Origin of the sequence: Halomonas sp. DP1Y21-3, from assembly GCF_019801245.1 — a bacterium.
In the GTDB taxonomy this organism is placed as follows: Bacteria; Pseudomonadota; Gammaproteobacteria; order Pseudomonadales; family Halomonadaceae; genus Halomonas; species Halomonas litopenaei.
Genome location: NZ_JAHVJM010000005.1, coordinates 96,355 through 114,020, shown reverse-complemented (window position 1 = coordinate 114,020; position 17,666 = coordinate 96,355). Strand labels below are relative to the sequence as shown.

The 17,666-nt window shown below is 63.5% G+C and carries 15 protein-coding genes; 3 read left to right on the top strand and 12 right to left on the bottom strand.

What is annotated here, in order from left to right:
• Positions 1 to 23: 23 nt before the first annotated feature.
• From KUV74_RS15265 to KUV74_RS15235, 7 genes are all read right to left on the bottom strand, one after another.
• Positions 24 to 1,721 carry a dihydrolipoyllysine-residue acetyltransferase gene (locus KUV74_RS15265; protein ID WP_222516769.1) on the bottom strand — a complete coding sequence of 566 codons (1,698 nt, stop codon included), beginning with the start codon at positions 1,719 to 1,721 and terminating at the stop codon, positions 24 to 26.
• A 21-nt stretch (positions 1,722 to 1,742) separates the two neighbouring features.
• The gene (locus KUV74_RS15260; RefSeq protein ID WP_045993737.1) at positions 1,743 to 2,720 is read right to left on the bottom strand and encodes an alpha-ketoacid dehydrogenase subunit beta; all 978 of its coding nucleotides are present in this window, start codon (positions 2,718 to 2,720) and stop codon (positions 1,743 to 1,745) included.
• A gap of 1 nt (position 2,721) precedes the next feature.
• Entirely contained in the window at positions 2,722 to 3,930 is a 1,209-nt protein-coding gene (locus KUV74_RS15255; protein ID WP_045993738.1) for a thiamine pyrophosphate-dependent dehydrogenase E1 component subunit alpha, read from the bottom strand.
• Between the two features lie 344 nt (positions 3,931 to 4,274).
• The gene (locus tag KUV74_RS15250) at positions 4,275 to 5,009 is read right to left on the bottom strand and encodes an ABC transporter permease (RefSeq protein ID WP_222516768.1); all 735 of its coding nucleotides are present in this window, start codon (positions 5,007 to 5,009) and stop codon (positions 4,275 to 4,277) included.
• Positions 5,002 to 5,946, bottom strand: coding sequence for an ABC transporter ATP-binding protein (locus tag KUV74_RS15245; protein ID WP_222516767.1), 945 nt, complete (start codon positions 5,944 to 5,946; stop codon positions 5,002 to 5,004). Before KUV74_RS15245 ends, KUV74_RS15250 begins: the two co-directional genes overlap by 8 nt.
• A complete protein-coding gene (locus KUV74_RS15240) occupies positions 5,943 to 7,097 on the bottom strand; it encodes an ABC transporter permease (protein WP_315900843.1) in 1,155 nt (384 codons plus the stop codon). Before KUV74_RS15240 ends, KUV74_RS15245 begins: the two co-directional genes overlap by 4 nt.
• A 21-nt stretch (positions 7,098 to 7,118) precedes the next feature.
• Entirely contained in the window at positions 7,119 to 8,021 is a 903-nt protein-coding gene (locus KUV74_RS15235; RefSeq protein WP_045993742.1) for an ABC transporter substrate-binding protein, read from the bottom strand.
• Positions 8,022 to 8,108: 87 nt separating this feature from the next.
• Between KUV74_RS15235 and KUV74_RS15230 the strand changes: the two genes are divergently transcribed.
• Positions 8,109 to 9,248 (top strand): DUF1853 family protein, encoded by a 1,140-nt coding sequence (locus KUV74_RS15230; RefSeq protein ID WP_222516766.1) that lies wholly within the window; start codon positions 8,109 to 8,111, stop codon positions 9,246 to 9,248.
• A gap of 2 nt (positions 9,249 to 9,250) precedes the next feature.
• Here KUV74_RS15230 and cysS read toward each other — a convergent pair whose 3' ends face one another.
• Both cysS and KUV74_RS15220 read right to left on the bottom strand, forming a co-directional pair.
• Positions 9,251 to 10,636: a cysteine--tRNA ligase gene (cysS, locus tag KUV74_RS15225; RefSeq protein ID WP_108133375.1), complete on the bottom strand. Its 1,386-nt coding sequence runs from the start codon at positions 10,634 to 10,636 to the stop codon at positions 9,251 to 9,253.
• 1 nt (position 10,637) lies between these two features.
• A complete protein-coding gene (locus tag KUV74_RS15220) occupies positions 10,638 to 12,317 on the bottom strand; it encodes a glutamine--tRNA ligase/YqeY domain fusion protein (protein ID WP_222516765.1) in 1,680 nt (559 codons plus the stop codon).
• 172 nt (positions 12,318 to 12,489) lie between these two features.
• On the opposite strand from KUV74_RS15220, the gene KUV74_RS15215 reads away from it, so the two are divergent.
• Positions 12,490 to 12,990 carry a peptidylprolyl isomerase gene (locus KUV74_RS15215; protein WP_045993746.1) on the top strand — a complete coding sequence of 167 codons (501 nt, stop codon included), beginning with the start codon at positions 12,490 to 12,492 and terminating at the stop codon, positions 12,988 to 12,990.
• Between the two features lie 58 nt (positions 12,991 to 13,048).
• Positions 13,049 to 13,831, top strand: coding sequence for a UDP-2,3-diacylglucosamine diphosphatase (locus KUV74_RS15210; protein WP_315900826.1), 783 nt, complete (start codon positions 13,049 to 13,051; stop codon positions 13,829 to 13,831).
• Positions 13,832 to 13,893: 62 nt separating this feature from the next.
• Here the strand turns inward: KUV74_RS15210 and KUV74_RS15205 are convergent, their stop codons facing one another.
• From KUV74_RS15205 to hupB, 3 genes are all read right to left on the bottom strand, one after another.
• On the bottom strand, positions 13,894 to 14,955 hold the full coding sequence (locus tag KUV74_RS15205) for a CobW family GTP-binding protein (protein ID WP_222516764.1): 1,062 nt from the start codon (positions 14,953 to 14,955) through the stop codon (positions 13,894 to 13,896).
• A gap of 321 nt (positions 14,956 to 15,276) precedes the next feature.
• Positions 15,277 to 17,097, bottom strand: coding sequence for a SurA N-terminal domain-containing protein (locus tag KUV74_RS15200; protein WP_045993748.1), 1,821 nt, complete (start codon positions 17,095 to 17,097; stop codon positions 15,277 to 15,279).
• 193 nt (positions 17,098 to 17,290) lie between these two features.
• A complete protein-coding gene (hupB, locus tag KUV74_RS15195) occupies positions 17,291 to 17,563 on the bottom strand; it encodes a nucleoid-associated protein HU-beta (RefSeq protein WP_045993749.1) in 273 nt (90 codons plus the stop codon).
• Between the last annotated feature and the right edge of the window lie 103 nt (positions 17,564 to 17,666).

The following is a 17,666-nucleotide window of genomic DNA, read 5'->3' as shown; positions in this document are numbered from 1 at the left end:
CGGGCGCACGCCGTCACAACCGTTCAGGACAGGTGAAGCAGCATGCTTTCAGGGTCCTCGAGATAGCCTTTCCAGGCATTGCAGAAACGCGCGATGGTGCCGCCATCCAGCAAGCGATGGTCACCGGCCCAGGTCACCGTCATGATGCCCCGACGCACGACCTGCCCTGCCTCGTCGAAGCGTGGCAGCCACTGGGTCTTGCCGATGGCCACGATCGCCGACTCGGGGATATTGATGATGGGGGCGGCATAGGTCCCGCCGAGGGCACCGATGTTGGAAATACTGATCGTGCCTCCCTTGAGGTCGCTGGCAGCCACCCGCCCCTCGCGCGCGGCCTCGGTCAGGCGCTGCACCTCAGCGGCGATCTCAAGCAGGCTCAGGCGCTCACAGCCCTTGATATTGGGCACCATCAGGCCGGCCTTGCCGTCCACCGCCATGCCCACGTTGCAGTGGGGTGGATAGTGGATTTCGGTGGCCTCGTCATTGAGCCGCGCATTGACCAGGGGATGTTCATCGATCGCCAGCGCCAGTGCCTTGATGAAAAACGGCATCAGGGTGAGCTTGACGTCCCTGGCTTCGGCCTGGGGCTTGAGCCGGCCGCGCAGGGCCAGCAGGTCGGTGACGTCGATCTCTTCACCGTACTGGAAGTGCGGCACGCTGCTGGCCGCCGCCACCATCTGGCGCGCCATGGCCGCCCGGACCCCGCGCAGCGGTTCCACTCGCACCTCTCCCTCGTCGCGGGCTGTTGCATCGGTGCCGGCGAGAGAGCCCGCCCCTGCTGACTCGGCCCCGGAATCGGACCCGGAATCGGCCGCGGAAGCGGCACCGCTGTGTCGAGCGCCATCGAGAAAGTTCAGCACGTCTTCCTTCAACACGCGGCCCTGGCGACCGCTGCCGGGAATGTCCTCGAGTCGCAGCTGGTGTTCTCGGATCAGTCGACGTACCGCCGGGCTCGCCGGGATGCGCCCGTAGGGGCCCTTGCCCCCCTCGGACGCAGCCTTGTGCACGGGAGAGTCACTCTTTGGGGTCGGGGTCGGGGGCGACGCCTCCTCGACCGCCGGCGTTTCACCAGCGGCGGCACCCGCCACCTGATAGGCAAACAGTGGCGCATGGACCTTGGCCATCTCGCCCTTGGCCACATACAGCTCGGCGACGACCCCATCTTCCGGCGCAGTGATCTCGACCATGGCCTTGTCGGTCATGACATCGACCAGTCGCTGGTCTTCGCTGATCTCGTCACCCTGGGCCACGTGCCATTCGACGATCTCGCACTCGACGATGCCCTCACCGATATCGGGCAGAATAAAGTCTACCCGTCGCCCCGCACCGCCCTTTTCGCTGGAGCTCGACGGCGGTTCTACTGGCTCTGCCGGCTCCTGGACAGGCGCCTCTTTCGGGCTGGCGGCTTGCGCCGGGGCATTGCCTTCGCTTTCAGTCTGACCCTCATCACGCTGGGCCTCTTCGCCCTGACCATCGCCGCCCTGATGCTCGCCACGATAGGCAAACAAGGGCGCATGGACTCGCGCCATTTCACCCTTCGCCACGTGCAGTCTGGTAACGACGCCGGCTTCCGGGGCGGTGATCTCCACCAGCGCCTTGTCCGTCATCACCTCGACCACAGGCTGGTCTTCGGCGATGGTATCACCCTCGGCAATCTTCCATTCCATCACCTCACACTCGACGATGCCCTCGCCGATGTCAGGCAGCTTGAACTCTGTCATGTCTTGGCTCCCGGCGCCGTCTCAGTAGTGGAGTGAGGTCTTGATGGCCTCGTAGATCTTCAGATGGTCGGGCAGATACTCCTTTTCCAGCGTCAGCGGAAAAGGTGTATCAATGCCGGTCACCCGTTGGATCGGCGACTCCAGGTAAAGAAAGCAGCGCTCCTGAATGGCAGCGGCGATTTCTCCGGCGAAGCCCCCTGTGCGGGGCGCCTCGTGGGTGATGACCAGGCGGCCTGTCTTCAGTACCGACTCGGCGACGGTATCCTCGTCCCAGGGCAGGATGCTGCGCAGATCGATCACTTCGCAGGACACCCCGTCCTTTTCTGCCATCTCCACCGCCCGATCGATCACCTCCATCTGAGCCCCCCAGCCCAGCAGCGTGATATCGGCTCCTTCCTTGGTCACCTCGGCTTCTCCCAGCGGCAGCTGGTAATCCTCTTCCGGGACCTCGCCGGTGGAGGCGCGATAGAGGCGCTTCGGCTCGAAGAACAGCACCGGATCTGGGTCACGAATGGCGGCCAGCAACAGGCCCTTGGCCTCGTAGGGATTGCGCGGCACCACGATCTTGAGACCCGGGGTGTGGGCGAAATAGGCCTCGGGCGACTGGGAGTGATAGAGGCCACCGGAGATACCACCGCCGTAGGGCGCGCGGATGGTCAACCCGCCGACGTTGAACAGATCGCCGGAGCGGTAGCGAAACTTGGCGGTCTCGTTGACGATCTGGTCGAAGGCCGGAAAGATGTAGTCGGCGAACTGGATCTCCGCCACCGGCACCGATCCCTGGGCCGCCAACCCATTGGCGAAGCCGATGATGCCCTGCTCCACCAATGGCGTGTTGAAGCAGCGCGCCTTGCCGTACTTTTCCTGAAGGTGACTGGTCGCACGGAAGACGCCACCGAAGCCCCCGACGTCCTCACCGAAGCACAGCACCTTGTCGTCTTCGGCCATGGCGATGTCCAGCGCCTGGTTGATGGCCTGCAGCATATTGATGGTCGGCATCTCAGTCCCCTCCCTGGTCGGCATCGCGATGGCTCAACGCCGGGTCCAGCGACCTGGCCCCACGCGGATAGGCCTCCGGGTAGCGACGAACATGCTGCTTGAGAGCATCGAGCTGATGCTGCAGCGCAGGCGTCACGTCGGCATAGACGTCGGTGACCATGGTATCGATCGCCGGAGGTGGGCGCTTCTCGGCCCGTTTCATGGTTTCCAGCACCTCGCGACGCAGTTCGTCCTGCAACGCCTTTTCCTCGTCTTCGCTCCACCAGCCCTGGGCCTCGAGCCACAGCTGCATGCGCCGGATCGGGTCCTTGGCCCGCCAGGCGTCCTCTTCCTTGCGCGAACGATAGCCCGAGGGGTCATCGGAAGAGCTGTGGGCCGCCAGACGGTAGGTCATGGCCTCGATCAGTACGGGCTTGTTCTCCTCCACCGCCAGACGTCGTGCCTTTTCGGTGGCCCGGTAGACCGCCAGCACGTCGTTGCCGTCGACGCGAATCACATGCATGCGATATCCCAGCGCCCTGGGCGCCACGCCATCCGCGGCGAACTGCTCCACCGACGGCGTGGAAATGGCGTAGCCATTGTTGCGACAGAAGAAGATCACCGGCGCCTCGTGCACCGCCGCCATGTTGAGCGCCGCGTGGAAGTCACCCTCGGAGGCCGCGCCCTCGCCAAAGTAGACGATGGTGCAGAGGCCCTCTCCCGCCAGCTTCTGGCCATAGGCATAGCCCGTGGCCTGGGGAATCTGAGTCGCCAGCGGAGATGAAATGGTCATGTAGTGCAGCTTGCGCGACCCATAGTGGATCGGCATCTGCCGGCCCTTGCCGTAGTCAAGTTCATTGCCGAACAACTGGTTCATGAACTCGTCGAAGCTGAAGCCGCGATAGGCCAAGGCGCCCTGCTCTCGGTACTGAGCCATGATCATGTCGGCGTCGTCCAGGGCGGCGGCGCTGCCGATGACCGCCGCTTCCTCGCCGGTGCACTGCATGTAGAAGCTCAGGCGTCCCTGACGCTGCGCCGCCATCATGCGCTCGTCCAGCACCCGGGTGGCCACCATGGCGTGGTAGATTCTCAGCGCCTTGTCGCGCTCGAGATCCGGCCCTTCGGCGCCGTCATGGAGGGTGCCATCCTGGGATAGCACCGCATAGGTGGGAATGCTGTATTCGTCGCCGGACAGAAAGTCCGGGCGGTGGGTCTGTGCGGTCGTCGTCATCGTGCTGTTCCTTTGCCCCTTTTGAGGGCAGTGTTGTCTTTATTCCCGCCCCTTGCCAGGGGATTGCCCGTGGCGGGACCAACGCACTGACTTGACGTTAACGTAAACTGAGACGCCTGCCTAGCCGCGACTTTGGTCGAAAATTCGTCTCGAATTGCCTCGATGGACCGCTTTGCGGCGAGCACCATGGGACGCCCGAACCGTGCCACCGTGACGGGGAGACTGGCTGGTGAGAGACGCAGGCCACCACGAAGCCCCCCCTCTCTGCACGGGGGCTTCGCGGATACGGGGATCAGGAAAGGGAAAGCGGACCAGGTCTCGGTGTTCAGACCCGGTCGACGCCATCAGGCCCGGCGAGCAGGAGCCAGGCGCGCGAACACGCTGTCCACCGTCAGCGCCAGCAGTGCAATCAGCACTGCGCCCTGGACGATGTAGGCGGTGTTGCCATTGACGATACCGGAGATGATCGGGTCCCCCAGGTTGCTTGAACCAACGGTAGCACCCAGGGCGGCGGTGGCGATGTTGACCGTCACCGAGGTGCGAATACCGGCCAGGATCACCGGTGCCGCCAGCGGCAATTCCACCTGACGCAGGATCTGGCCACTGGTCATGCCCATGCCACGGGCGGCCTCCCGCACCGAGGGATCGATACCCTCGATCCCGGCGAGAGTGTTACGCACGATGGGCAGCAGACCATAGAGCAGCAATGCCACCACGATGGGCAGGGTACCGAAACCCAGCACCGGCACCGCCAGTGCCAGTACCGCCACCGGAGGAAACGTCTGTCCCAGCGATGCCACCTGGGCGACCAGCGGCAGGAAATCGCGTCCTCCCGGACGGGTGACGGCGATGGCGCCGCCCACCCCGATCAAGGTGGCCAGCACGGCGGCAACGCTGACCACCAGCAGATGGCGTCCCAGCAACACCAGAAAGTCCACCCGCGAGAAGATCACGTCACGGCTATCGGGCTCGACCCAGCGAAACAGCGCTTCCAGCTGCCCCATCAACAGACAACCCGCCAGCAGCAACAGCCCCCAGATGACAGGAACCCGCCAGCGGCTGGCCCAGTGCTCAGTCATGGCCCCGGGCTCCCACCAGCCGACGAAAGCTCAGTTCGCCGATCGGAATATCATCGTCATCGACCACCGCCAGGCGCTCGACCCGGCGCCATAGCATCACCGACAGCGCCTCCCTGAGCGAGGCGCCCTGGTCGATCCGCTCGCGCGCCACGCCACCGGTGCCCAGAGGCATCATCCGCTCGCTGACCGGCAGCAGCGCTGCCTCCTTGAGGCCGCGATCCTCGCCCCCCAGCAGCGAGGCGACGAAATCATTGGCGGGGTCTCTCAGCACGCTCAATGGATGCCCCTGCTGCATGATCTGCCCTTCGTGCATCACCACCAGTCGGTCAGCCAGGGTCAGGGCCTCGTCCATGTCGTGGGTCACGAATACGATGGTCTTGCCCAGCCGCGCCTGAAGATCACGCAGCTCCAGTTGCAGGCTCTCGCGGGTGATCGGGTCTAGAGCGCCAAACGGCTCGTCCATCAGGAGGATATCCGGGTCCGCCGCCAGGGCGCGGGCGACCCCGACCCGCTGCGCCTGCCCCCCGGACAACTGGTCGGGGTACTTGCCGGCAAATTCGTCCATCGACAGCCCCAGCAAGGCCATCAGCTCCTCGACCCGTGCGTCGATCCTGGCCTTTGGCCACTTGAGCAGTCGCGGCACCAGGCCGATGTTGCGCGCCACGGTCCAGTGGGGGAACAGACCGGTGCTCTGGATGGCGTAGCCGATCCGACGCCTCAGCGTCTCTTCCCTGAAGCTGCGAATGGGCTGCTGGTCGATATGGATCTCGCCATCGCTGTGTTCGATCAGCCGGTTGATCATCCTCAGGGTGGTGGACTTGCCGCAGCCGGAGGTCCCCACCAGGCAGCAGAACTCCCCGCTCTCCACCTTCAGCGAAATGCTGTCCACCGCAGTGGACGACCCGAAACGCTTGCTGATATTGATCAATTCGATCATGCGGCCTCTCCTCTCCCCAGTCGCCTCGACAGGTTGCCGAGTACCGCATCGGCGAGTATTGCCATCACCAGAATGGGCAAGGCCCCCAACAGCACCAGATCCATGGCGGCCTGACCCAGCCCTTGAAAGATGAAACGCCCGAGCCCACCGGCGCCGATCAGGGCCGCCACCGCGGTCAGGCCGATAGCCTGCACCGTGGTGATGCGCACCCCTTCCAGCAGTACCGGCACCGCCAGTGGCAGGCGCACCTGAAAGAAGATCTGCAACCGACTCATGCCCATGCCGCGCGCCGCCTCGATCACACCGGGGGAAACGCCCTCCAGGGCAACAAAGGTGTTTCTGACCATCGGCAACAGGCTGTAGGCCACCAGGGCCAGTAGCGCCGGCGCCCAACCGATGCCGCTGATGCCGAGCGAATCGACCCAGGGGTAGCGATTGGCAAGCCAGGCCAGCGGTCCGAGCAACAAGCCGAACAAGGCCAGACTGGGGATCGTCTGCAGGAAATTGAGTACCGCGAAGGCGCCCCGTTGCACTTCGGGATAGCGCCGCATCAGCAGCGCGATGCCGGAGCCGAGGACCAGACTGACGCCGACGGTGGTAGTGACCAGCAGCAGGTGCTCGCCGATGGCCAGCCAGAAGTCATCGGCACGGCCCTGGTACTCCTGCCACAACGCCAGACGATTCAGCCCCAGCGGCAGGCAGACGGCGAGCAGCGCCAGCGGAGTCAGCATCAAGAGCCAGGACACCCCGGTCGACAGCCGCTGTCGAGTCCGCAGGTCCAAAAGCGCCAACATCAGCACAAACAGCGCACACCAGATGCCTGAACCGATCCCGAGCCGCGCCTGGGGCAGCTCAGGATCGATGAGCTGGTGCACCGCCAACACCAGCCACAGCGGCAGGCCTGCCAGCGCCAGCAGCACCAGCCCAAGCGAGCGCCAGCCGGGGTCAGCGCTACGCGCCGACAATGCCGCAAGGCCCATGGGCAGGCTGGCCAGCAGCGCCATGGCGGGCCCGGCCACCTCCCAGGCGTAGAGAGCCTCGCCGGGCACAATACGATTCGGTGCGACGCTGACCACAGGCAAGGCCCACCAGGCACCGAGCCCCACCAGCATCAGAGTCAGCAATACCGTATTGCCGCGCTCACCGTTCACTGCACTCAAGAGACCGATGGCTCAGTCCTCGAGAGTCGACAGGTAGTCGGCGGCCACCTTCGCCGGGTCCAGACCGTTCACCGCCACGTCACCGTTGAGACGCTGCAGGGTCTCCAGATCCAGCGACTGGAACACCGGCGCCAGAGCCTCTTCGATCTCGGGGTGAGCCTCGAGCACCTCCTTGCGCACGACGGGAGCCGGCTGATAGACCGGCTGAACACCCTTGGTGTCGGTCATCACGGTGAGGTCCAGCGCCTGCAGGCCACCATCGGTGCCGTAGGTCATCGCAGAATTCACGCCGCTGGTCTGCTGGGCCGCGGCGCGCATGGTCGCGGCGGTGTTGCCCCCGGAGAGTACCAGCAGGTCGTCATCGTCCAGAGAGAAGCCGTAAGCCTCCTCGAACGCCGGCAAGGCAAAGGCGGACTCGACGAAATCGGTACTGGCCGCGAGCTTGTATTCGCCCCCCTGGTTGATGAAGTCAGCCATGTCTTCCAGGGTCTCGAGCCCGTTGTCACGGGCGACATCTCCGCGCACGCTGATGGCGTAGGTATTGTTGGCCGAGGCCGGCTCGAGCCATACCAGCCCCTGCTCGGCGTCCTTGCTCTTCACCGTTTCATAGGCCTTGTCCGCGTCATGCCACACCGGGCTGTCGGTCATGTCGTGGAAGAAGGCACCGTTGCCGGTGTATTCCGGATAGATATCGATCTCGCCGTTGATCAAGGCCTCGCGCACGATGCTGGTGCCGCCAAGCTGAAGCCGATCCTCGACCTCGAGCCCTGCCGCTTCCAGGCGCTGCAGGATCATCTGACCCAGCACGGAGCCCTCGGTATCGATCTTGGAGGACACCACCAGCGGGTCCTGTGCTTGAACCTGCCCCGCCAGGGCAGAGGCGACCATCACGGCTAACACCAGGGGACGTTTCATATATCTCACCCAATTCCTTGTGTGTGTATGCTGAGTATAAGGAGGCAAGGCCAAGCCTGCTGAACGTTTCACCAACGTGAGTCCATCATGACCTCATGCCAAGGCGCAACCACCGCCGTCCAGCTCGGCGCAGTACCCAACCATCCCATGGTGCGTGATCTGGCATGGCTGATGACGGCTCCCGACCTGATCGACACCGACTGGCCCGGGCGTCCGAGTCTGACCCAGCTCGGGCTGGGCGAGCCGGAGCACCGACACGCCTATCTGGCGGCCATCGACGCCGACCCGAGCGCACTTGAGGCGATGGTGGGGCGCACCGCCACCACCCGGCTTGGACAATATCACGAGTTTCTTTGGCAATTTTTGCTCTCTACGGCACCGGCTACCGAGTTGCTGGCTCACAATGTGCCTATTCGAGAAGAAAAGCGGACCCTGGGCGAACTGGACCTGCTCTACCGCAACGCCGATGGGCGCCTTCAACACCTGGAAGTGGCGATCAAGTTCTTTCTCGGCCTCCCCTGCGGTCCGGGGGACTCGGGCGATACCTGTCGCTGGATAGGCCCCGGGGGGCTGGACAGCCTGGCGCTGAAGGTCAGCCATCTGTTGCATCATCAACTGCCCCTGCTGCAGAGCCAGCGCGCCCGAGAGCTTTTGCGTCTGGGCCTGAATGACAGCCCCGCCAACACGATCAAAGGGGCTCCCCTGGCGTCACTGCAACACGGAATCGAGGCCCACCTGGCGATGCCCGGGGTGTTGTTTCAACCCTGGCACTGTCCCATGGCGCTACCCCGCGGCGTGCCGGATTCGGCGCTACAGGGGCTCTGGTGTCACTGGCGCGACTGGTCGGCCCTGTGCCGACAGTTCGAGAACATGCGCTTCGGTACCTGCCTGGCGAAACCCCATTGGCTGGCCCCGCCACAACCGCGACACTGGAGCAGCCGTGACGACCTGACACGGGCGCTGGCGGCCCATTTCGCCACCTATGCGACACCGGTTCAGGTGATGCTGACCGAGGACCCCCTGCGCTTCGAGCGAGAGGCCCTGGACCCGCCGCTGGATGGCTCATGGGTCCTTGGCCAGGATGCCGATGAGCCTACCACCCCGGACACGAAAAATGCGCCGCCCGCGGCATGCGGACGACGCATCTTCGTGGTCGGCGACGACTGGCCCCGACAGGTCCCCCTGCCGCCCCGTGCGGTGCACAAGCGACAGGCGACTGCGGGCTGAGCTCAGCCCTTGTCGACCACCCAGGTGGTACCTTCGCGGGAGTCCTTGAGCACGATCCCCAGGGCGGCGAGCTCGTCGCGGATGCGGTCCGCTTCGGCGAACTGCCTGGCCTTCTTGGCCTCCGCCCGCGCCGCGATACGCGCATTGATCTCGTCTTCGGACAGCGCTACCGAACCACCCTTGAGGAAGGCGGCCGGCTCCTGGGTCAACAAGCCCAGGATGCCGCCCAGACGCTTGAGCTCGAGCGCCAGGGCCGGAACGTCATCGCTGCCTTCCTTGCGCGCACGATTGAGCTCGCGTACCAGTTCGAACAGCACCGACAGGGCCTCCGGCGTGTTGAAGTCGTCGTCCATGGCGGCGCTGAAGCGGGCGGCGTAGTCGCCCGGCCCTACTTCGATTTCCGCCGGCAGCGCGACACCGTCAAGCGCGGTGTAGAAGCGCTCGAGTGACTTGCGTGCCTCGCCAAGCGCCTCCGGGGCGTAGTTGATGGCACTGCGATAGTGGCTTGCCACCAGCAGATACCGCACCACCTCTGGATCGTGGTGCTCCAGCACCTCGCGAATGGTGAAGAAGTTGCCCAGGGACTTCGACATCTTTTCGCTGTCGACCCGCACCGCTCCGGCGTGCATCCAGGTATTGACGTAACGCTCGCCTGTGGCCGCCTCGCTCTGGGCGATCTCGTTCTCGTGGTGCGGAAAGGTCAGGTCCGGACCTCCACCGTGGATGTCGAAGGTGTTGCCCAGGCAGCAGGTGGACATTGCCGAACATTCGATATGCCAACCCGGACGCCCCTCGCCCCAGGGAGAGGCCCAGCTGGCCTCACCCGGCTTGGCGCCCTTCCACAGCACGAAGTCCAGCGGATCTTCCTTGTGCTCGTCGACCTCGACGCGGGCGCCGGAGCGCATATCGTCGAGGTTACGATTATTGAGCTTGCCGTAGCCTTCGAACTTGCGCACGCGATAGTAGACATCGCCGTTACCCGGCGCGTAGGCAAAGCCCTTGTCGATCAGCACCTCGATCATGGCGATGATCTCGGCCACGTGGCCGGTGGCCCTGGGCTCCTGGTCCGGACGCTGGACAAACAGCCGACCTTCATCCTCGTGCATGGCGTCGATCATGCGCTCGGTCAGTTCACCGATGCTCTCGCCGTTCTCTTCGGCGCGACGCAGGATCTTGTCGTCGATATCGGTGATGTTGCGCACGTAGGTGACGTCATAGCCACGATGGCGCAGATAGCGGCTGATGACGTCGAAGGCGACCATGACCCGGGCATGTCCCAGGTGGCAGAAGTCATACACCGTCATGCCACAGACGTACATGCGTACCTTGCCCGGCTCGATGGGCGTGAACTCTTCCTTGGTGCGGCTCAGCGTGTTGTAGATCTGCATGTCAGCCCTTCTTCTGCATCTTGGCCCAGGTGTCCTTGAGACCGACCGTGCGATTGAACACCAGGTGATCGGGGCGGCTGGCGTAGCGGTCGGCACAGAAGTAGCCGACGCGCTCGAACTGATAGCGATCCTCGTTGCCGGCATCAGCCAGGCTCGGCTCGCCGACACCCTGGACGGTCACCAGCGACTCGGGGTTCAGGTGCTCGAGGAAATCGGCGTCCTTGTCCTTGTCCGGCTGCTCGACCAGGAACAGATTGTCGTAGAGCCGCACCTCGATCGGCACCCCGTGGCTGGCACTGACCCAGTGGATGACCCCTTTCACCTTGCGCCCTTCCGGGTTCTTGCCCAGGGTGTCGAAGTCCACACTGCAGCGCAGCTCCTGGATCTCGCCCGCCTCGTCCTTGATCACCTCGTCGCAACGGATCACGTAGCTGTTGCGCAGGCGAACTTCCTTGCCCGGGGCCAGACGGAAGAACTTCTTCGGCGGCTCTTCCATGAAATCGTCGCGGTCGATCCACAGCTCTCGGGTAAAGGGGATACGGCGCACCGGCATGTCGTCACGGGCCGGGTGTCCCGCCACCTCGTAGACTTCTTCGTGGTCGGCGTCGACATTGGTCAACACCACCTTGAGTGGCTTCAGCACGCACATGGCACGAGGTGCATTGTCCTCGAGGTCGGAGCGGATGGCATGGGTCAGCATGGCGATGTCCACCAGACCGCCGTCGGCCCGGGTCACACCGATCATCTCGCAGAACTTGCGAATCGACGCCGGTGTATAACCGCGCCGACGCATCCCGGAGATGGTAGGCATGCGCGGATCATCCCAGCCATCGACGATGCCGTTGTCGACCAGCAGCTTGAGCTTGCGCTTGGAGGTCAGGGTATAGTTCAGATTCAGGCGCGCAAACTCGATCTGCCGGGGCTTGGCCGGCACCGGCAGCTGCTCCAGAAACCATTCGTAGAGCGGCCTGTGGTCCTCGAACTCCAGAGTGCAGACCGAGTGGGTAATCCCTTCGATGGCGTCAGACTGCCCGTGGGTGAAGTCGTAGGACGGATAGATCTTCCACTTGTCGCCGGTCTGGTGGTGGCTGGCATGCCGAATGCGATACAGGATCGGGTCGCGCAGGTTGATGTTGGGCGAAGCCATGTCGATCTTCGCGCGCAGCACCTTTTCGCCTTCGGCAAATTCCCCCTGGCGCATGCGCTCGAGCAGATCGAGGTTCTCCTCTGCGCTGCGGTCGCGGTAGGGACTGGGGCGACCGGCTTCGGTCAGGGTGCCGCGGTATTCTCGAATCTCGTCCGGAGACAGATCATCGACATAGGCCTTGCCTTCCTTCACCAGATGCTGCGCCCAGGCGTAGAGCTGGTCGAAGTAGTCGGAGGCGAAACGAATGTCGCCCGCCCACTGGAAGCCCAGCCAGTGCACGTCTTCCTTGATGGCGTCGATGTAGGCCTGCTCTTCCTTGGCGGGGTTGGTGTCATCGAAGCGAAGATGGCAGTCACCACCGAACTGCTCCGCGAGTCCGAAGTTGAGACAGATCGACTTGGCGTGCCCGATGTGCAAGAAGCCATTCGGCTCGGGGGGGAATCGCGTCACGATCTTCTGTGACCGTCCGGCCTCGATTTCCTCGCGAATCTGATTGCGAATGAAATTCGGCGCGTTGCTGGTCTCGGTGGTCATGTTGATGAATCAACCTCTGGTGAAGTAAGGGCTTTGAAGGGCACAGATCCGCCCCCGGCTTCGCGCTGCGAAGCAAAACGGCTATTATAGCGTCACGCCAGGGCCCGGCGCCAAGCCGGGCCGAGAACGAGAAAGGCGCCAAGAGGCGCTGTAAACGCTACAGGACCACTCCATGATCATTCTGCAGACCAATTTTGGCGACATCTCGATCGAACTCAACCATGAAGAGGCGCCAAAGACCGCGGCCAACTTCGAGCAGTACGTCCGCGATGGCTTCTACGATGGCACCCTTTTCCATCGCGTGATCGACGGCTTCATGGTCCAGGGCGGCGGCTTCGACAGCAACTTCGAGCAGAAGCCCACGCGTGACCCCATCGAGAACGAAGCGGACAACGGCCTCAAGAACGCCACCGGCACCCTGGCCATGGCGCGGACCCAGGACCCTCACTCCGCCACCGCCCAGTTCTTCATCAATGTGGCCGACAACGACTTCCTCAATCATACCGGCAAGAACATGCAGGGCTGGGGCTACTGTGTCTTCGGTCGTGTGGTCGACGGCATGGACGTGGTCAACCGGATCAAGGACGTGGCCACCACCCGACGCGGCATGCACGCCGACGTGCCTGCCGAGGACGTGATCATCCAGCGCGCCTACGTCAAGGACGACGCCTGATCCTCCTGCCTTTCCACCGAGCACGCCCGCACTGCGGACGTGCTGCGTTCAGGAGACCATGAACACCATGACCACTCTGTTGATCGCTGACCTGCACCTGCATCCCGAGGCGCCGCAGATCACCCAGGGATTCTTCGACTACCTCGAGCGCAACACCGCCGAAGGCACCGATCTTTACCTGATCGGTGACATCTTCGACGCCTGGATCGGCGATGACCTGATGGACCTCGGCGCCGCGGATCCGTCTGGCCACGCGGCACTGGCCTGCCAGGTGGCCGAACGCCTCAAGGCCGCCAGCGACGCCGGCATGCGACTTTTCCTGATGCACGGCAACCGCGACTTCCTGCTGGGCGAAAGCTTCGCCCAGCGGGCTGGCGCCACCCTGCTCGACGAACCACAACGACTTGACCTTGGCGGTGAGCCTACCCTGGTGATGCACGGAGACAGCCTCTGCACCAGCGATGAAGCCTACATGGCGTTTCGCGCCAAGGCCCGTGACCCGCAGTGGCAGGCAGGAGTCCTTGCCATGCCGATCCCGGAGCGTCTGGCCTTGGCCAGCCAGCTGCGTCAGCAGTCCGGCGAGGCCAACAGCACCAAAGCCGCTGACATCATGGACGTCACCCCCGAGGAAGTCGTCGACGTGATGCAGGCCCACGGGGTTCGCAGGCTGATTCACGGTCATACCCATCGTCCCGCCGTGCATGACTTGAGCCTTGCCGGCCCTCAGGGCGATCCCGTGTCGGCGCAACGTATCGTGGTCGGCGACTGGGCCCACAATCAGGGCTGGGAGGTGCGCATCGAAGACGGCGAGGCCCCATCACTCAACCGCTTTTCCTTCTGACCCACCCTTTATCGACGCCCTGCCCGCCCCGGGCCTTCGAGCGTCGATGACACGCCGGACGCTCAGGCGTCCGGCCCCGCCTCACCTGACGGCCGACGTCGACACTGCTCGAGCGCCCGCTCCAGGCCATCGATATCGAGTTCCATATCCTCAGGCCAGATCATCTCGAACCGCGAATCCTTGCGCCAGGACGCCTGAGCCTCTTTGCCGGGAACGGACGGAAGCGGGAAGGTACGCCAGCCCCGGCCGGTTCGCATGACCCCTTTCACCCGCACGCCAGATGGCAGTTGCTTCCACCACTGCTCCAGCGCTGCGAGATCGAAACACTCCTCGCGGTGCCAATGCCAGCTTGCGGAGCGATAACCCAGACCGTGTCCGTTCTGTCTTGCTGCACCACCGGCGATGGGCGCCGGGGCCTCTGGCGTGCCTGGCGATGAATCGATCGCCTCGGCATGCAGCGAAGGCCGACGCAGCAGCAGACTCTGAGCATCGCTACGGGCGTTCTGACGGCCTCGCGCCGGGGAGTCGAGCAGATGGCTGATCGGCAACCCTTTCGCGCCGCTTTCCACCATCCAGGATGGTGCCAAGCCACTCTCCTGGCGCCATCGCTCGACCCCTTGGCGATGCTCGTCCTCGAGCAGGTCCTGCATGGACAGCACCCAGCCGTCGGCCACCGCCAGCTGATCGATAAAGGTGGAGTGGTTCGTGACTCTGGGATCATCGAGACGGCGTGCATCGAGCACAGTGATGACCTGGCGGAGGCCCAGTACCTGGGCAAGATCGCCGCCCCCAAGCACCTCCAGCAGGCCGGCCGGGTGGCCGAGCCCGGAGGGCTCGATCAGCAGTCGATCTGGCCGTTCGCGGCGCAGCAACTGCACCAGCACCGAGCGGAAGACCGTCGCCACCTGACAACAGAGACACCCTCCTGGCACCCCCTGCACGGTAACGTCGTCGCGCTCCCCGACTATCGCTTGGTCGATGCCCACCTGACCAAACTCATTGATCAGGATTGCCCACCGCTCACCAACGGGTTTGCGATCGATCCAATGGCGGATCAACTGGCTCTTGCCGCTGCCGAGAAATCCGGTGATGACATGGGTGGGGATGCTGGCCAGTGGTTGCATGACGGTTCTTGGCTCCGGCTAGAAGATTGGCAGCAGATGACGACCAAACAAGATAACGGTATAAATATAAACAGCCTATGCAGAGGCCTTGTGCGACGCTATACCCTGAACGCCGTATGCGCTTCACTAGAACGCAAGATAACGGTATAAAAAGAACCATCGAGCAGGCACGCAATACCCGAAACATCGCTCCAACAATCGTTCCAACAGGACTTCACAGGCCGGCGCCAACGAAAAGGAGCGCCAGATGGCGCTCCTTTTCGACAGCAGGGGGACCGCGACACGCGTGCGGCCCCTCTCCGCGCTGGCTAGACGAGTTGGCTAGTAACGCTCGATCTCGCCGGTATCGCGTAGATGGGTCAACAGGCCATCCAGCACCGCCTGGGCACGCAGCCGCTCGGCCATGCTGGCGACAAACTGCTCCATCTGCTGGTTACCCTCACCCTGGCCAATGCTCTCCAGGGCAATAAGACTGACATCGGCGCCATCGACCGCCCGGCCGTAAACCACCTGGCCCTCTTCAGGATGCGGCAGCTTGAACGCGGTGGTCAGCACTGCATCGGGTACGCTGGGCGCATCCTGACGGCTGATGTTGTCAGCACGCTGCCAATCGATGTCCAGAGACTGGCCCCCCTGCAGCTGCGACACTCGCTCTTCGGCAAGCTCGATCAAGGCGTCGCGGGTCTTGGCTTGACGCACCGCCGCTTCGACCTGGTCCTTCACCTGCTCCAGCGGGAGCGTCGCCGCGTCGCGGTGATCGAGCACCCGCAGCACCAGACGCCGCGAGCCATCCAGCTCGATGACCTCGCTGTTGAACCCCTCTCCAAGCACCTCATCGCTGAAGGCCTGGTCCATCACGCCAGGTTCGGCCAGTACGCCTTCAGCGCCTTCACGACCGACCCAATCACTGGTCTGACGCTCGAGTCCAAGGTCGTCAGCCACACTCTGAAGATCGTCTGCAGCGAAGCTCTCGTCGATCAACTGCTGGGCCTTGTCATTGAAGGCGTCGCGCACCTGTGCCTGAGCAAGTTGATCACGCAGACGGTCACGCTCGGAGGCAAAGTCCGCACGATCGATCTCGGTCACCTTGATCAGGTGCAGTCCGTTGTCGGTCTCGACCGCCTCGGAGACCTGGCCCTCGTCGAGGGCAAAGGCGGCCTCTTCAAAGGCCTCGCCGAAGATACCCCGGGTGATCACCCCAAGATCGCCACCGTCGTCGCTGGTGGATGTGTCATCGGAGAACTCGGCCGCCAGATCGTCGAAAGCGTCGCCATCGGCCAGTCGCGCCTTGATGGCTTCGATACGGGCCTCGGCCTCGTCTCTGCTGCGCTCGTCGCCGAAGGTCACCATGATGTGTGATATCTGACGATCGGCGTTCTCCGCCTGGGCTTCCCAGGCTTCGCGCAGGTCCTCCTCGCTCACCTCGATATCGGCGGCCATGGCCTCCTGATCGAGCACGATGTAACCGAGCTTGACCTGCTCCGGCCGCAGGAATTCCTGCTGATGCTCGTTGTAGTAGGCTGTCATTTCCGCCTGAGACACCTCGACAGGCGCTTCGAGGTCCGCCTCGGTCAGCCGGTGGTAGCGGAAACTACGCGTCTGGCGCTGCAACTCGGCAAGCCGCTCGCGTTCACCTGGCAAGGTGAAGTCGCTGGCGATCAGGCCTTGCTGAATGTGCCCGCGCATGACGTCACGACTGAGCTGCTCGCGGAAGGACAATGGCGTATAGCCGACACTGGAAAGACGGCTGCGGAAGAGCTCCTGGTCGAACTGGCCATCGGCATTCTGAAACTCCGGGCGACTGACGATCAACTGGTCGAGTTGATTGTCCGAAACCGCTAGTCCGCCGTTCTTGGCGTAATCGATCATCAAGCGGTCACTGATCAAGCCTTCAAGCACTTCGCCGCGAAGCGCGCGCTCCTGGTCGGCTGGCACCTGGTTGGAGCGCATGGCGCGCTGGACATTCAGTTCGACCTGCTGGCGATTGATGGGCTCACCATTGACCGTGGCGACCTCATCGCCGGATTGTCCGAATAGACCAATCAACGACTCCACGCCAAACAGTGCCATGGTGACGATCACGGCACCAATGATGATCTTTGCGATCCAGCTCTGGGATCGGTCGCGAATACTCTGCAGCATGCATGCCTCTGCGAAAGGATGGGGATTCGTCGCGCACCAGTATACGCACCCGAGGGCCTGGCGCGACCTCCCCCAAACTCATGAAAAAGGCGCACCGCGATAGCGATGCGCCCTTGGCGAGTCCGGCGTAGGCGGTGGCCGCCAGACTCGTGTCAACGTGACGATGCTCGACGTGCCGCCGAGACCACGCGTCTTAGTTGACGGAATCCTTCAGAGCCTTGCCGGCCTTGAAGCTCGGCACCTTGGCGGCACTGATTTCGATCGGCTGACCGGTCTGCGGGTTGCGGCCGGTACGTGCAGCGCGCTCCTTGACGGAGAAGGTACCAAAGCCAACCAGTGAAACGCTGTCGCCCTGCTTCAGGCTCTCGGTCACGGATTCCACCATAGCATCCAGCGCGCGAGAAGCGGCGGCCTTCGGAATATCGGCAGACGCGGCAATGGCATCAATCAGCTCGGACTTGTTCACACTTCACCCCTTGACTATTACAGAAAAAAATTCGAAACGGCGATACTTCTTGCCGACAGGCTCGATCGCAGCATGGCGATAATTTATAGCAATGCTGCAAAAG

Coding starts and splice junctions, on each gene's coding strand:
- KUV74_RS15255 (WP_045993738.1), bottom strand. CDS start 3,930: ATGACGACGACCGCACAGACCCACCGCCCGGACTTTCTGTCCGGCGAC.
- KUV74_RS15215 (WP_045993746.1), top strand. CDS start 12,490: ATGATCATTCTGCAGACCAATTTTGGCGACATCTCGATCGAACTCAAC.
- KUV74_RS15265 (WP_222516769.1), bottom strand. CDS start 1,721: ATGACAGAGTTCAAGCTGCCTGACATCGGCGAGGGCATCGTCGAGTGT.
- cysS (WP_108133375.1), bottom strand. CDS start 10,636: ATGCAGATCTACAACACGCTGAGCCGCACCAAGGAAGAGTTCACGCCC.
- KUV74_RS15260 (WP_045993737.1), bottom strand. CDS start 2,720: ATGCCGACCATCAATATGCTGCAGGCCATCAACCAGGCGCTGGACATC.
- KUV74_RS15235 (WP_045993742.1), bottom strand. CDS start 8,021: ATGAAACGTCCCCTGGTGTTAGCCGTGATGGTCGCCTCTGCCCTGGCG.
- KUV74_RS15230 (WP_222516766.1), top strand. CDS start 8,109: ATGACCTCATGCCAAGGCGCAACCACCGCCGTCCAGCTCGGCGCAGTA.
- KUV74_RS15205 (WP_222516764.1), bottom strand. CDS start 14,955: ATGCAACCACTGGCCAGCATCCCCACCCATGTCATCACCGGATTTCTC.
- KUV74_RS15220 (WP_222516765.1), bottom strand. CDS start 12,317: ATGACCACCGAGACCAGCAACGCGCCGAATTTCATTCGCAATCAGATT.
- KUV74_RS15210 (WP_315900826.1), top strand. CDS start 13,049: ATGAACACCATGACCACTCTGTTGATCGCTGACCTGCACCTGCATCCC.
- KUV74_RS15200 (WP_045993748.1), bottom strand. CDS start 17,097: ATGCTGCAGAGTATTCGCGACCGATCCCAGAGCTGGATCGCAAAGATC.
- KUV74_RS15250 (WP_222516768.1), bottom strand. CDS start 5,009: ATGACTGAGCACTGGGCCAGCCGCTGGCGGGTTCCTGTCATCTGGGGG.
- KUV74_RS15245 (WP_222516767.1), bottom strand. CDS start 5,946: ATGATCGAATTGATCAATATCAGCAAGCGTTTCGGGTCGTCCACTGCG.